This is a genomic window from Phenylobacterium sp. LjRoot97 (assembly GCF_964254345.1).
Classification (GTDB): domain Bacteria; phylum Pseudomonadota; class Alphaproteobacteria; order Caulobacterales; family Caulobacteraceae; genus Phenylobacterium.
Window position 1 is genome coordinate 1 of sequence record NZ_CAXUTH020000002.1, and the last position, 14677, is coordinate 14677.

The window sequence follows — 14677 nt, forward strand, 5'->3', positions numbered from 1 at the left end:
GGGCCGGCCGGCGAGAAGTGGTCGCACGAGATCAAGTTCGACGGCTACCGCGTCCAGCTGCACGTGCACGGCGGGACGCCGACGATCTTCACCCGCAACAGCCACGACTGGACCGCCAAATTTCCGGAGCTGGCGGCTCACCTCGGCGAGTTGCCCGACTGCATCCTCGACGGCGAACTATGCGCCCTGGACGGGCAGGGGCGGCCGAGCTTCACCAAGCAACGCACCTCGATCTCGCCCGGCCGGACGAAGTCGCTCCTCGTCTTCCTCCGACATCATCTGGGGCCGGGGCGAGGACATACGGTCCTATCCGCTCAGCACCCGACGATATGTGCTCGAGGAGGTGCTGGGCGTCTCGGAAAGCACGCGGCTGCGCGAGGTCAGCAGCCTGCCCACGGGCGGGCCCGCGATCCTGGCGTCGGCGTGCAAGTGGGGCTGGAGGGGAGCGTTTCGAAGCGGCTTGACGCCCCCTATGGCGCCGGCCGTTCTGACACCTGGGTCAAGGCCAAGTGCGGGCCGTCGCAAGAGGTCGTCATCGGCGGCTGGAAGCAGGAGCCGGGCCGAGCGTTCAAGGGGCTGCTGGTGGGTGTCTACGACTTCAGCAGGCTGACCTACGCTGGCAGCATCAAGACCGGCTTCAGCCCCGACATGGGCATGCTGAAGCGCCTCCGGGCCCCTAGCGACGGAAGCCTAGCTCTTTGCGGCCGGCACCCTGCGGAACGTCCATTGGGGCGGCCCGAATGGGCCGACGGCGGCAAGCTTCGGGGCCCGCTCCTGGCAGCGCGGCGGCCTATTTGCTATGTCTGGCGTCATTCAGCCGTATGGGGGGCGGACATATGAGGCGTGCTGCGTATCTGATCGGGGCTTTGCTGCTGGCATCGTGCTCACCGCCGCAGGCCGTCACCTTCGACGAGTTCAAACGGATCGAGATTGGGATGACCAAGGCTCAGGTCGACATGATCACCGAGGCCCATGGAGAACTCGAATCTACAACCGGCGCGTCGAGCGGCTATGACCTGACGAGCTATCGCTGGCTGAATCCCGACGGCTCCAGCATGACAGTGACGTTCGTCGACGACCGCGCCGATCGGATCACGCAGTCGGGGTTGCGGTAGAGGCCTTCGCCTGCACCTTTGCGCCTTGGACGCACTTGAAACCCGCCTACAACGAGGGACGGCCGGTATCGCCCTTGAAGACCGCTCGGTGCGCGTTCCGGAAACATCTCCGTCAGTTGACCGAGATGATCCATTCGAGGCCGCGTACTGGTCCCAGCGCAGGCCCTGAAATGAACTGCTCGATACGCTCTATATGGTCCATTGCCGTGTCGGGCGGGGCAGCGTTCGCGTACTGTAAAGGGTCAGAATTGATGTCCCGCTGAGCCGGGGATTTCGCCCTGAATTGCAACAGCCGGCAGGGAGCCCAATCAGTTTCTGTCCCGCGCGATCAGAGATTCTGTCTTTTCACGGTCAAAGATTTTGTCCTGGCCCGCAGCGTTCCCTGTGGGCTCAACGCCGAAGCGGTGAACGACCGTTTCCGGCTCACAAGATCGGTTGGAGCAAGGGCTTCCTTCCCCGGAGGCGCCCCGGGGCGTTACATCGTCGTGATCCAGCCGTCGCCCAGGCCGGATAGCTGGACATTGACCAGGGTCATTTGCCCGCCGCCGGTCAGGGTGATCACCGTGTCCCCGCCGACCTGCGCTGTGCTGTAGGTGGTCCCGGCCAGCAGGCCGACGCGATCGCCCTCGGCGAAGTTGAAGTCGAGGACCCGGTCCTCGCCCCTGCCGCTGCCTGTCACATAAAGGTCGGCGCCGGCGCCGCCCGTCAGCGTGTCGTCGCCGCGATCGCCGATCAGGGTGTCGGCGCCGTCGCCGCCATGCAGAACGTCATTGTCCTGACCCCCGTAGAGGAGGTCGGCTCCGGCGCCGCCCTCCAGGGTATCGCTGCCGGTATTGCCCTGCAGGGTGTCGTTCCCAAGATCGCCGTTGAGACGATCGTCGCCCTCGCCGCCGAGCAGCAGGTCGTTGTGCTGACCACCGAACATCAGGTCGTCGCCGCCGCCGCCGTCGAGCGTGTCGTGGCCGGTGTTGCCCTGCAGGGTGTCTTGGCCCAGGTCGCCGAACAGCTGGTCGTTGTCGGCCCCGCCGAACACCTGGTCGTCGCCCTTGCCGCCGTAGACGCGGTCGTCGCCCGCATCGCCCCGGGCGGTGTCGTTGCCGGCGTTGCCGTGCACGAAGTCGGCGCCCTCGCCGCCGAACACGACGTCGTCGCCGTCGTCGCCATAGACTTCGTCGGCGCCGCCGGCCGAGCCGACCGTGTCGTTTCCGCCGCCGCCATGCAGGACGTCGTCGTCAGCCCCCAGGAAGATGGTTTGGCTCGCGCCATCCCCCCAGACATGCTGCGAGCCCGCACCGCCCGTCACGGTCGCGTTGCCGATGATCGCGGCGAATTCGACGTTCTGCAGTTCGATGTGGACGCCCGGATTGGAGCGCCCGTCGATGACCAGCGCGGTCTGCGGTTGGCCAACCGCCTGTGGCTGGCCGCTGATCGTCAGCGGTCGAGCCCCCGGGGCCGTGTCGGCCCCCGACGTGACGATGGTCTGCACCAGCAGGGGTGTGCTTGTGTCGAGGCCGTTCACAAAGTCCGTCCCGGCGCCGCCCAGTCGCCCCTGATCCTGCGAGCTGATGCTGGTGTGCGCTCTGATCTCGCGGATCAGGTCGGTCAGCGCATCCCCGGCCGGCTTCGGCTGGGCCGGGCCGCTGGCCTGCAAGCCGTAACCGACCGGGACCTGCAGCGCGAGCAGGGCCTGGCCGGCGCTGTCCTTCACCAGCGGGATGTCGGCGACCGCGTTGTTCCCGACCTGCTCCACACGTCCGGCCTGGACCACCGGAATGGTCACGACCTGGTTCACCGAACCGTCCGGCGCCGTACTGGTCTGCGTCTGCACCTGTACGCCGTCCACCGTCGTCGTGACGGGCGGGGATGTCGGCGTGGGATCGGGCGTCGGCGTGGGCGTGGGCGTGTTGTTCGTGACGCTGGCGGCGGCGAGGCTCGCCGCATCGTTGCCGCCGATGTCCTGGATCGCGTGGGCGTCGTCGCCGCCAGTGGGATCGGCATAGGCGACGGTGACCGCCGCCCCGGCCGCGACGGGCGTGGCCAGCGTGAGGGTGACGGTATGCGCCGCGCCATTGACGGCGACCGCTGTCACGGAAACCGGAGCGCCGCCCACCATGACGCTGAAGGCGCCTGCCGCAGGCGCATGCGCCGCATCCAGCAAGCTGGCGTCGGAATAGGTTATGACGAGCGTGGCGCCGTTGACGCTGGCGCTTACGAAAGCCGGCGCGGCGGTGTCCACCAGCACGCCGGCCGTTGCCGGGAGGTGGCCGGAGAGAGAGAGGTTGGCGTTGTTGCCGGCGCCGTCGCGGATCGTCCCGCCGTTCAGCGAGACGCCGTTGACCGCAATTCCGTCGACGTCGTTGTCGCCCGCCTGCACCGTGTAGGTGTAGGTGATCGAGTTGGCCGTCTTAGAGGCATACGTCGCGGTGCGCGACGTGGCCCCGAGGGTCAGGCCGAGGGTGCTGCCTGTCCCGGTGACGATGACATTCTCGTCGAAGGCGACGGTGAAGCTCAGCGTCTGGCCCGCGATGTAGGTGGCGTTGGCCGGAACCGAGACCGCGCCGGCGACGCTCGGCACGGTGGCGTCGACGAGCACGCCCGAGGTCGAGCCGACGCTGTTCAGCGTCAGGACGGCGTTGTTGCCGGCGCCGTCGCGAATGGTTGAGGCCCCGAGCGACAGGCCGCCCACGGTGATGCCGTTGGCGTCGATATCCCCCGCCTGGGCCACATAGCGGTAGGTGATCGTATTGCCGCCGCTTGAAAGGAAGGTGGCGCTGCGGGAGGCCGACCCCACCGTCAGGGCCAGGGCGCTGTCGTTACCAGTGACGGTCACGTTCTCGTCGAAGTTGACGGTGAAATCGAGATGCTGGCCGGCAACGTAGGTGGCGTTCGCGGGCACGCTGACGCTGGCGACGGCCGGGGCGGTCGTGTCGACCAGGATGCCGGCCGTGGACGGCACGTGGCCGGCCAGGGTCAGGTTGGCGTCGTTGCCGGCGCTGTCGCGGATGGTCGTCGCGCCCAGTGTAATTCCGCCGACCGCGACGCCGTTGGCGTCGGTCTCTCCCGCCTGCACCGTGTAGGCGTAGGTGACCGAGTTGGCCGTGCTGGAGGCGAACACCGCCTCACGCGCGGTGCTGCCGATGGTCAGGCCCAGCACGCTGTCGGTCCCGACGACCGTGACGTTCTCGTTGAAGGTGACCGTGAAGCTCAGCGTCTGTCCGGCCGCATAGCTGCCATTGGCCGGTACGGCGATGGTTCCGCTGACCGAGGGCGGCGGGTCCAAGGTGTTGTTGGTCACGCTCGTAGCGGGGAGCGAGGCGGCGTCGTTGCCGACGGCGTCCTGAATGGCGCTGGCGTCGTCGCCGCCGGTCGGATCGGTGTAGGCCACCGTCACCGCCTGGCCCGCGGTCACCGCGCTCTGCAGCGTCAGCGTGACCGTCTTGGCGGACGCGTTCACGGCGACGGAGTTGACGGCGACTGAAGCACCGTCGGCCGTAACCGCGAAACGGCCGGCGGCCGGCGCATTGACGGCGTCCAGCGTGTTCGCCTCGTTGTAGGTCATCACCAGCGTGGCGCCGTTGACCGCCGCAGAGACGAAGACGGGCGCTGTAACGTCTACGACGGCCGGCGCGACGGCGATATCGTCGATATGCAGATCCGAAAGGCCGCCGAACACGAAGCGGATTTCATCGATGTTCGCATAGGCGCTGCTGAACGTAAGCGTGCCGTAGGCCCCGCTTCCATCGTTCCCGCCAAGCGCGTAGTTGACGCCCCCAGTGGAGTCGGACGCCGCCAGGTTGACCGTCTCCGGCGCGACGACCTGAACGCCATTGGAAAAGGCTGCGATCGTCAGCGTCTGGGTCGCACCGGCGCTCTGTCCGATCTTGAAAGACTGCAATGCAAAGTTGGTCCCGTCGGCCGACTTCATCGCGTAGGTCGTGATGGATTGGCCGCTGTAGTTGAGGACCACCGCGCGGTCGCTCGCGCCACCCTCGTCATTGTTGAGCCAAACAGCGAATTCGTCTGAGGACACCACGGCGTGATCCGTGTCGCCGCTGCTGGTGAACTGCCAATTGCCTGCGGTCAGCGTCGTGCCAGACGTCGTGATCAGTCCCAATGAGTCGAAGTTCTCGCTGCCGATGGCCAGCGTGCCGGCGAAGGCGTGTTGTCCCGCCGCAGTGATCGCGACGGACGTCTCGATCACGCCCGTCTGCGTCTCCAGCACCCAGTCGCCGCCCGCGCCGGTGAGGTCGTCCGAGGCGGCGATGTCGGCGCCGGTGGCGGCGGCCAGGGCCTGAATGAAGGCTGCGCCCTCAGGGCCTGCGCCGACTTCGCATCCCCACAGCTGGATATCCCCGTCCGGCGCCAGCGCGCCGCCGATGGCGCGCAATTCGCCGGCATAGGCGTCGATGTCGCCCACCCCAAGCGTGGCCGAGCCCAGCATGATGACGCCGGCCTGGCCGTGTCCGACGATGTGGATCGCCGCGATGTCCGTCCGGCCCGCAAGCGCCTGCGCCATCTGCGCGACGCCGTCGCCGCTGGCGTCGATCAGCACCACCTCGGCGCCCGGGGCCACTCCGGCGACGATGGTCTCATAACCCTCGACGCGGGTATCGACGAACACGACTTCAGACCGGTTCCCGGCCGCTACTTCCAAACTCAGCACGCGTCCCTCGACCGACCCAAAACACAACGGCTGGTGGCGCCCCAGCCTCGGCAAGGTTTTACGTCGCGATTAAGATAGCCTTACCACAGGCGGGCAGACGGCCGATCGCGACGTTCCTTCTAGCTGACCTTCAAACGAGCCCGCTTTCGGCTCGTCTCGTCTGACCTTCCTGCCTCCTCTGACGCTGGTCGCTCGCGTGCATTCTCACCCCGGCCCGCCCAGTCTAGGCAGCGGGGTTAATCCGCTGTCGCTTTGAGTAGTCCATCGGATGGCCATGCGTCATGCCTTCGCGGCAACAACTGGGGCGGTGGAACCCTGCACTACCGGGGCAAAGACATCCCGCTCAAGGTGAGCGGTCTCACGGTCGGTGCGGTCGGCGTCAAGAAGTTCGACGCTCGCGGCGACGTCTATAGCCTCCGCCAGGTCCGACATCGAGGGCACGTTTGCCTCCGTGGGCGCCGGCGTGACGGTGGGCGGGGGCGTGGGCGGGATCCAGATGAAGAACAGCAACGGCGTTCTGATCAAGGCGACCGGGACCTCCGCAGGCGCGGATCTGAAGGTCGGGGCGTCCGGTATGACCATCAAGCTCAAGTAGCGCAGGAACTGTCCCCAAGGATAATCAATCGGTGTAGTCTTCGCTCGCCCGACTTAAAGATCCGCCCGAGCCGTTCCCTTCCGCCGCTGGGGTGTTGCCTAGGCGCGGCCGCTCGGGATGCGCTTCCGACAAGTTTGGAATCGTGTGGATTTGCAAAGTCTGACTTAGCAAACTGAGGAAATCCTAAACTAGGGCTTCCTTTATGGGCGCGCTGCTAACCGCAAGCCAGCCCAGCAGCTGGATCGTCTAATCTATCTTATCGGAAATCGGCGAGCACCAGATCAGGCGAGGTCCGCGCGTAGCGCTTCATGCGTTGGTGGCCGCCGAAGAGGTTGGTGACTTGAATGCCAGGAAATTTGACGCCATGTTGCGTCAATCGGATCGCCAATGATGGGAATGTGCTCATGAGCTTGGTGAAATACGCGGATGGCGGCTTCTTCGCGCCGCGCAAGATCGCCGACGCGCTTCGTACGACCATCGAGGAAGTCGCCCGTACGGCTGGGCTCGGCAAGGACGCGGTGCAGCGTAGGGATAGATTCCAGTCTCCCAAGACGCAGCGCAGGCTTCGGGAAATGGCTGAGGTTTTGAACAAGGTCGAGCCCCGGTTTGGGTCAGATCTGATCGCCTACGCCTGGTACCGTTCGGAGCCGCTCCCGGGGTTCTCAGGCCAGACCGCGATGCAGTTGGTTCGCAACGGTCGAGCCGATGAAGTCCTCGACTACATCGACGCGGTCGACGCCGGCGTCCACGCCTGATTAGGCGATGCGCCACACCGGTCCTATCTATCGCGCGCTCAATCCAATTTACGCACGGGAGCCTTTGTCGGGTCGCGGGGCCGCGCTCCACGGCGGCCGCTTCAACAGCAGGGGGACGCCCGCGCTCTATACGTCGCTAAGTGTGATGACCGCCCTGCGAGAAGCCAACCAAGTGGGCAGTCTCCAGCCCACGACACTCGTATCCTACGACGCCGACATCCAAAACGTGTTCGATACGCGTGATGTCCCGGCGCTTTCGGCCGAGGGCTTGGATCAGGCCGCGCTGGCCGATCACACATGGCGCGATCAGATGAGGGCGACAGGTGAATCCCGAACCCAAATCTTTAGCAGGGAGCTGAGCGCGAGGGGGTATAGCGGCCTCCTGGTGAGAAGCTTCGCGTCGGGCGCCGGGGCCCACGATCTCAATCTCGTGTTATGGCGGTGGGGCTCCGGCCCTCCCTCTCGGCTGAGCCTGATCGACGACGAGGACCGCCTGTCCGCGATTTAGTCGGTCGCCGCGCCGCGGACAAATCTGGATCGCCAGATGCGACCGCGTCGTGGGTCGCGGTGCTCGACATGGTCAGTTCGCAGCGGTCTTGACAGGCCTTCGAAGGCTTGAGGATTCTCGCTTTAACAATTGTTAAAATTGGTCTTTTTGCGATTGTTTCTATGTGTGATTAGGAACGGGCGGCGCTCGGGACCGTTTGCTGATTTTCCGAAAACCTCGGAGCGCGCCCAGTGAAACAGCTTCTTCCCCTCGCCGCCGTCTCGGTACTCGTGGCCGCCTGCCAGCCGGCTGGTGACGAGAAACGTTCGGCCGGGCAGACCAATGAGCCCGTGAATGTCGCTCAGGACGTCGCCGGCGCTGCGACCGGGGTGGCGACCGCCGCCGTGGGCGCCGTCGATACCGAGTCCTTTGTCCGCGACGCGGCGATCGGCGGGATGTACGAAATCCAGTCTTCGAAGCTCGCCCCCACCAAGTCGAAGAGCCCTGACGTCCAGGCAGCAGCCAAGAAGATCATCGCCGACCACACGGCCGCCGACGAGCAGCTGAAAGCCCTGGTCGCCGCCGGGAAGGCGCCCGGCCCGCTGCCCACTACGCTCGACGAACGCCGCAAAGGCATGCTGGACAACCTGACCGGCGCCTCGGCCAATGATTTCGACGATCGCTATCTCGACCAGCAGACGATGGCTCACCATGAAGCGCTGCTGGCGTTCAACGGCTATGCCCAGGCAGGCGACAACCCCGATGTGAAGGCCTTCGCCGCCGCGACTGCGCCGAAGCTGGAGCAGCACGCCCAGATGGTGACCAAGCTCGACCGGTCGACGACGGCCGACGACGAGGCCGGCCAGGGCGCCCGGGCGCAGCCGAATGCGGTCGGCAAGGCGGCCGACGCGGTCAAGCACTAGCCCTCCCCTTCCTGGTCACGCCGATAGTCGGGCTGGCCGGCGTGGCTGGACCACTTGAGTACCCTTGTCGGACGCATCACCATGCCGTTGCTGAGCCTCCTGCGCCTCGCCTTCGCTCTGAAACCCCAGTCGCCTCGAGCTCAGCCGAGACGGGGTGAGGAAGCGCACGCCTGAGGGCCCAAAGGTGACCTAAGCCGCCGGCTGGACTTACACGGGGCTGTCAGTTGCCGCGTCACGCTGAGTGCGCACGACCAGGACGTCGGAGGGCGTCGCCTCGACGATGCGCGGGCCGTTCCCACCGACCAGGGCGTGGAAGATCCGGCCCCGCTCGTAGGCCCCGACCACGGTGAGATCGGCTCCCTGCTCCATGACATAGGCGCTGAGCATCACTTCTGGCGGGCCGTGTTCGATAAGGGTCCGCAGCCGTCCGCGAAAAGCCTGGGGCAAGCGCGCTTCTTGCGTGAACGCGTCTAGGGTGGCGCGTTCCATTTCGCCGAAGTCGCGACCGAGCTGGCTGTCCGGCAGCAGCGTCTTATAGGGCATATCAAAGGCGTTCATCGCCGTGACGCTGGCGTCGGGGAACAGCTGGCCTGCCGCTTCCAGGCCCGCCTTCGCCTCGGGCGTGAAGTCGACGCCGACCAGGAGGTGGGCGTAGGGCGCGCGCGGCCGCTTCTTGACCACCAGCAGCGAGGTCGGACAACGGCGGAAGAGTTCATCAATGGTCTTGCCGAGGGGCGGCCATGCGAAAGACCGCGAACGACCAAGGCCCACCACCACCAGGTCGCACCGTTCCCGTTCTGCGGCGGCCACGATCGCCCGAGCCGCGGGCCCCTCCTCGACCAGAACCTTCAGCGGGCGTTCCCAGTGCACGTCTTCGCGGATCTGTTGTTCGACCAGCGCGAGGGTGTTGGGAGGCCGGCGCCATGACGGCAGTCCCTGGTGCTCGGGCGACGCCAGACCCTCGCCTTCGATGGCGTGCAAGATCAGGAGTTCGGCGCCCCACTGCTGCGCTAGCTGCGCAGCGCGGTCGAGCGCGCGATCGCCTCGGCTGCTCAGATCGCTCGCCAGCAGAATCCGCTGGGGCGGCATACGGGGCCAATCGGCCACAGGTCTCACCTCCACATGCTTTTGGCCGCAGTGCGCGGACCCCATTCATCTGGGGGCTGCTGAGCATAAAACAAACTCGGGGGCCCGCGCCGCGCCGCCGCGGCGGGCGACTTTCCCGGACCAAGCCTTGAAGCGGCGCGACATATGGTGAGGATGGGCGCTCGCGGCGCGGCCGCCCGCGCCCTTGCATCTGGAGGATCACAGCAACCCATGACCGGGGCTCAGCTGCTGCTTGTCATTGTGCTCGCCGCACCCTTCATCGGGAGCGCAGCAGCAGCCAGCCTTCGACCCCATGCCCGCAACGCCGCCGCCTGGCTGGCGACGGCGGCGAGCGGCCTGACGCTGGCTTGCGCCATCGCACTCTACCCAGCGCTTGCGGCCGGCGAGATCGTCACCCTTACGCTGCCTTGGGCTCCGTCGCTTGGCCTGACCTTCGGGCTCCGAGCCGACGGCCTCGCCTGGCTGTTCCTGCTGCTGATCAGCGGCATCGGCATGCTCGTGAGCATCTATGCGCGATACTACATGTCGCCAGCCGACCCAGTGCCGCGGTTCTTCTCCCTGCTGCTGGCGTTCGCAGGTGCGATGGTCGGGGTCGTGCTTTCAGCCAATGTGATCCAGCTGGTCATCTTCTGGGAAATGACCAGCATCCTGTCCTTCCTGTTGATCGGTTACTGGCACCATGGCGCGGCGGCTCGGGACGGCGCGCGCATGGCGTTGGTGGTCACCTCCACCGGCGGCCTGTGCCTGCTGGTCGGCCTGCTGCTGCTCGGCGCCGTCGCCGGGTCTTACGAACTCGACGCGATCCTGGCCGCCGGCCCGCAGATCCGCGCAAGCCAGGCCTACGGACCCGCACTCCTGCTGATCCTGGTCGGCGCCTTCACCAAGAGCGCTCAGTTCCCGTTTCATTTCTGGCTGCCGAACGCCATGGCCGCACCAACCCCGGTCTCGGCCTATCTGCATTCAGCCACTATGGTGAAGGCAGGCGTGTTTCTGCTGGTGCGCTTCTGGCCGGTGTTGTCCGACACCGCTCTTTGGTTCTGGCTCGTCGGAACCGCTGGCCTGGTTACGCTGACGCTGGGAGCCTATCTGGCGATGTTCCAGCGCGACATGAAGGCGGTCCTGGCCTACTCGACCATCAGCCACCTGGGGCTCATCACCTTTCTCCTGGGGCTCGGCAGCCCCCTCGCCTGCGTCGCTGCAATCTTCCACATCGTCAATCACGCCGTCTTCAAGGCCTCGCTGTTCATGGCGGCAGGCGCCGTCGATCACGAGGTTGGGACGCGCGACCTCCAGAAGCTGGGCGGGCTGGCGCGCTACATGCCGCTCACCTGCGGGCTCGCCTGCGTCTCGGCCGCGGCCATGGCCGGCGTGCCGCTGCTCAACGGCTTTCTCTCCAAGGAGATGTTCTTCGAGGAAACGCTCGCGGCGCGGACCGGAAGCGGGTTTGACATCCTCCCCACCCTCGCGGTCGTGGCCGCCAGCGCCTTTGCGGTCGTCTACTCCCTGCGCCTGGTCGCCAGGACGTTCTTTGGGGCGCCGCCCGAGAGCTATCCCAAACCGCCCCATGAGCCGCCGCGCTGGATGCTCGCGCCGATCGCCTTCCTGGCGTTGACCTGCGTGGCTGTCGGCGTGCTGCCTGCCGTGACGATCCAGCCCCTGCTGAATCTGGCGGCCGAATCTGTGCTTGGCGATCTCGCTCCTCAGTTCACGCTGGCTCTATGGCATGGGCTGACGCCGGCGCTCGTGATGAGCGCGATCGCGATGACGATCGGCCTGGCGGCCTATGGTCTGCTGCACGCGCAACTGCGCCGCTGGACCAGGCCCCCGGTCCTGGGCGCGCTCAGCGCCGCTCGCATATTCGAAGCGAGCATGCGACTGATCACCGAGCGGCTCCCCGACCAGATCAAAATGCGTTTTCCCGCCGGGAAGCTCCAACCTCAACTCTTGCTGATCGTCGTCACCGCGCTTGTCGCCGCCGGGCTCAGCGCCTGGGTCGATCCGATCAACCTGCCGCGCTTAAGTCTGGCCACCCTCGACCCGCCCTTTGCAATGCTTTGGACGATCGGCGGCGCTTGCGCGATCGCCGCGGCGGCCTTTGCAAAATTTCATCGCCTGGCCGCCCTGGTCCTGGCCGGCGGCGCGGGCCTTGCGTCGTGCATCAGCTTCGTGTGGCTGTCGGCGCCGGATCTGGCGACCACCCAACTCCTGGTCGAGGTGGTGACCGCGATCCTGTTGCTGCTCGGACTGCGCTGGCTCCCGCAACGGCTGCGTATGGCGAACGCCATGCGCTCCGCCGATCGAACGCGCCGAATGCGTGACGTGGTGATCGCGGTGACCGCCGGGATCGGCATGTCGGTGCTGGCCTATGGGGTGATGATGCATCCGGTCGCGGACTCGATCTCCGAATACTTCCTGCACAACGCCTATAGCGGCGGCGGCGGCCGCAACGTGGTGAACGTCATCCTCGTCGACTTCCGCGCCTTCGACACCCTGGGGGAAATCACAGTCCTGGCGATTGTGGCGCTGTCGGTCTTCGCTTTGCTGCGCCGGTTCCGGCCGAGCTCTGAGAGCATGGGCGCGCCGGTGCAACAAGCCACCCAGGCAGCCCTCGACGCAGACCGCGAAGGCCGCGACGAAGGTGAGACGCTCACCGAGTATCTGCGAGTGCCTGGCCTCATCGTGCGACTGATGTTCCCCGTTGTCGTCCTCCTGGCGCTCCACCTTTTCCTGCGCGGGCACGATCTGCCTGGCGGGGGCTTCTCAGCGGGCCTGACCGGTTCGGTGGCGCTGATCTTGCTCTACATGGCCGGCGGGGTTCGCTGGGTGGAGGCGCGCTTCCGCGTCGCGCCTGTGCGCTGGATGGGCGCGGGGCTGGTGCTCGCCTTCCTCACCGGCGCTGCGGCGATGCTTCTCGGCTATCCGTTCCTCACCTCCGAATTCCGCTACCTCGAGATACCCCTGCTCGGCCGCGCACCCCTCGCCTCGGCGATGCTGTTCGACCTGGGCGTCTTCATGCTGGTGGTCGGTGCAACGACGCTCATCCTGATCACGCTCGCCCATCAGTCTCAGCGCCGACCCCGCAGAACGCGGCCGACGCCCTCCGACCTCACGGCGAGGTCAAACTAATGGAACTCGTCCTCGCCGCGGCTATCGGCGTCCTCACGGCTGCGGGCGTCTGGCTCATTCTTCGCCCCCGGACCTTCCAGGTCATCATCGGGCTGACCCTGCTTTCCTACGCGGTGAACCTCTTCATCTTCTCGACCGGGGGCCTGCGGATCGGCGCTGAGCCGATCTTGACAGGGGCCCGGCCCGACCCCGCGCTCTATGCCGATCCCTTGCCCCAGGCGCTGGTGCTGACGGCCATCGTAATCAGTTTTGCGACCACGGCCCTGCTGCTGGTCGTGGTGCTGGTCTCGCGCGGGCTGACCGGAGCCGACCACGTCGACGGCGAGGAGCCCGGGGCATGAACCCGCACCTCATTGTCGCCCCCATTCTGATCCCCCTCGCCGCCGCGGCGGCGATGCTCCTGCTTCCCGCCCGGCATCGTCGCTGGGAGAGCGCCATTGCAATCGCCTCCTGCGGCCTGCTCCTGGTCACCGCCGCCGCACTCGCCGTAGCGGCGGACACCGGCGGCGGGGCCGGCGTGGCCTATCGTCTCGGAAACTGGCCGGCCTGGGTTGCGATCGTGCTTGTCTCCGATCGCCTCTCAGCGCTGATGCTGCTGCTGGCCGCAGGGCTCGGTCTCGCCACGAGCGTGTTCGCCGCGGGCCGGTGGTCCAGCCTCGGGCCCTTCTTCCACCCGCTGTCCCAGTTCCTGCTCATGGGCCTGAACGGGGCCTTCCTGACCGGCGACCTCTTCAATCTCTTCGTCTTCTTCGAGGTGCTTCTGGCCGCGTCCTATGGCCTGCTGCTGCACGGTTCAGGGCCTGAGCGGGTCAAGGCCGGACTCCACTACATCGTCGTCAACCTGGTCGCCTCGCTGCTGTTCCTGATCGGGGTCAGCCTCATCTTCGGTGTCACCGGCACGCTCAACATGGCGATGCTCGCAGAGCGCGTCGCCTCTGCGCCGCCAGACACCCGCGGCTTGCTGCATGCCGGCGCGGCGGTCCTGGGGGTAGCCTTTCTGGTCAAGGCCGCAGCCTGGCCAATGGGCTTCTGGCTGCCCGGCGCCTATGACGCCGCCGCCGCGCCCGTGGCGGCGATGTTCGCGATCATGACCAAGGTCGGCGTGTACGCGATCCTGCGCCTGGGGCTGCTGCTGTTCGGCGCGGGGGCCGGGGGCTTCCAAGGCTTCGGAGCGACGTGGCTGCTGGCGGCCGGGGCCCTCACCATCCTCACGGGCCTGGCGGGCATGCTCGCGGTGCGCGACCTCGGGCGCCTCGGCGGCTACAATCTCGTCGTCTCGGCCGGCACCCTGCTGGCGGCGTCCGCATTCGAAAATCCCGCCGTCACCGCCGGCGCGCTGTTCTATCTGGTGGTGTCGACCATCGGCGCCGCCGCCCTTTTCCTGTTCACCGGCCTCATCTCCGGCGAACGGGGCGATGCGTTCGCAGAACCGCCGCGGCTCGAAGCCTATGATCCGGCAGACGAGGGAGCCTATACCGAAGAGGACGAGCGGGCTGTAGTGATCGCCGCACCGGTCGGCATTTTGAGCGCCGCCTTTCTCGGCGTAACGCTGACCGTCGCCGGCATCCCGCCGCTGCCGGGTTTCCTGGCCAAGGCGGCCATGCTGTCTCCCCTGACGGGCGAGGTGCAAACCTGGCCGAGCATATTGTTGATAACGCTGCTGATCAGCTCGAGCCTGCTCGCGCTCATCGCGCTGATGCGGGCGGGCATGCAGATCTGGTGGGTCGACGACAACAGCGCCCCCCCGACCCTCCGTGTGGTCGAGATCGTTCCAGTGGCCGGACTCCTCGCGCTCTTGCTGGCCATGACAGTGCTGGCGCAAGGACCGCTCGGATATGCGCAACGCACGGCCGCGCAGCTTCACACCTCGTCCAACTACGTCAATGCGGTGCTCAGCCGATGAGGC

General features: G+C 66.7%; 10 protein-coding genes. 8 read left to right on the forward strand and 2 right to left on the reverse strand.

Going from position 1 to position 14677, the window contains the following annotated elements; all coding sequences use genetic code 11:
• Positions 1-840 (forward strand): ATP-dependent DNA ligase (locus tag ACSQ2H_RS22140; protein ID WP_436063606.1); only part of this gene is annotated, 840 nt, incomplete at its 5' end.
• Positions 837-1115 (forward strand): hypothetical protein, encoded by a 279-nt coding sequence (locus ACSQ2H_RS22145; RefSeq protein WP_436063607.1) that lies wholly within the window; start codon positions 837-839, stop codon positions 1113-1115. The genes ACSQ2H_RS22140 and ACSQ2H_RS22145, both read left to right, overlap by 4 nt.
• 475 nt (positions 1116-1590) lie before the next feature.
• Here the strand turns inward: ACSQ2H_RS22145 and ACSQ2H_RS22150 are convergent, their stop codons facing one another.
• Entirely contained in the window at positions 1591-5778 is a 4188-nt protein-coding gene (locus ACSQ2H_RS22150; RefSeq protein WP_436063608.1) for a DUF4347 domain-containing protein, read from the reverse strand.
• Positions 5779-6777: 999 nt separating this feature from the next.
• On the opposite strand from ACSQ2H_RS22150, the gene ACSQ2H_RS22155 reads away from it, so the two are divergent.
• From ACSQ2H_RS22155 to ACSQ2H_RS22165, 3 genes are all read left to right on the forward strand, one after another.
• On the forward strand, positions 6778-7128 hold the full coding sequence (locus ACSQ2H_RS22155; protein WP_436063609.1) for an MbcA/ParS/Xre antitoxin family protein: 351 nt from the start codon (positions 6778-6780) through the stop codon (positions 7126-7128).
• Between the two features lie 7 nt (positions 7129-7135).
• A complete protein-coding gene (locus ACSQ2H_RS22160; protein WP_436063610.1) occupies positions 7136-7636 on the forward strand; it encodes an RES family NAD+ phosphorylase in 501 nt (166 codons plus the stop codon).
• Between the two features lie 230 nt (positions 7637-7866).
• Entirely contained in the window at positions 7867-8538 is a 672-nt protein-coding gene (locus ACSQ2H_RS22165) for a DUF4142 domain-containing protein (protein WP_436063611.1), read from the forward strand.
• Between the two features lie 207 nt (positions 8539-8745).
• Here ACSQ2H_RS22165 and ACSQ2H_RS22170 read toward each other — a convergent pair whose 3' ends face one another.
• Entirely contained in the window at positions 8746-9645 is a 900-nt protein-coding gene (locus ACSQ2H_RS22170; RefSeq protein WP_436063612.1) for a universal stress protein, read from the reverse strand.
• Positions 9646-9798: 153 nt separating this feature from the next.
• On the opposite strand from ACSQ2H_RS22170, the gene ACSQ2H_RS22175 reads away from it, so the two are divergent.
• From ACSQ2H_RS22175 to ACSQ2H_RS22185, 3 genes are read left to right on the forward strand one after another with little or no spacing between them, the layout of a single operon-like run.
• Positions 9799-12771 carry a monovalent cation/H+ antiporter subunit A gene (locus ACSQ2H_RS22175; protein WP_436063613.1) on the forward strand — a complete coding sequence of 991 codons (2973 nt, stop codon included), beginning with the start codon at positions 9799-9801 and terminating at the stop codon, positions 12769-12771.
• Positions 12771-13112, forward strand: coding sequence for a Na+/H+ antiporter subunit C (locus ACSQ2H_RS22180; RefSeq protein ID WP_436063614.1), 342 nt, complete (start codon positions 12771-12773; stop codon positions 13110-13112). Before ACSQ2H_RS22175 ends, ACSQ2H_RS22180 begins: the two co-directional genes overlap by 1 nt.
• Complete coding sequence (locus ACSQ2H_RS22185; RefSeq protein ID WP_436063615.1) at positions 13109-14674, forward strand: monovalent cation/H+ antiporter subunit D; 1566 nt, start codon at positions 13109-13111, stop codon at positions 14672-14674. Before ACSQ2H_RS22180 ends, ACSQ2H_RS22185 begins: the two co-directional genes overlap by 4 nt.
• Positions 14675-14677 lie beyond the last annotated feature (3 nt).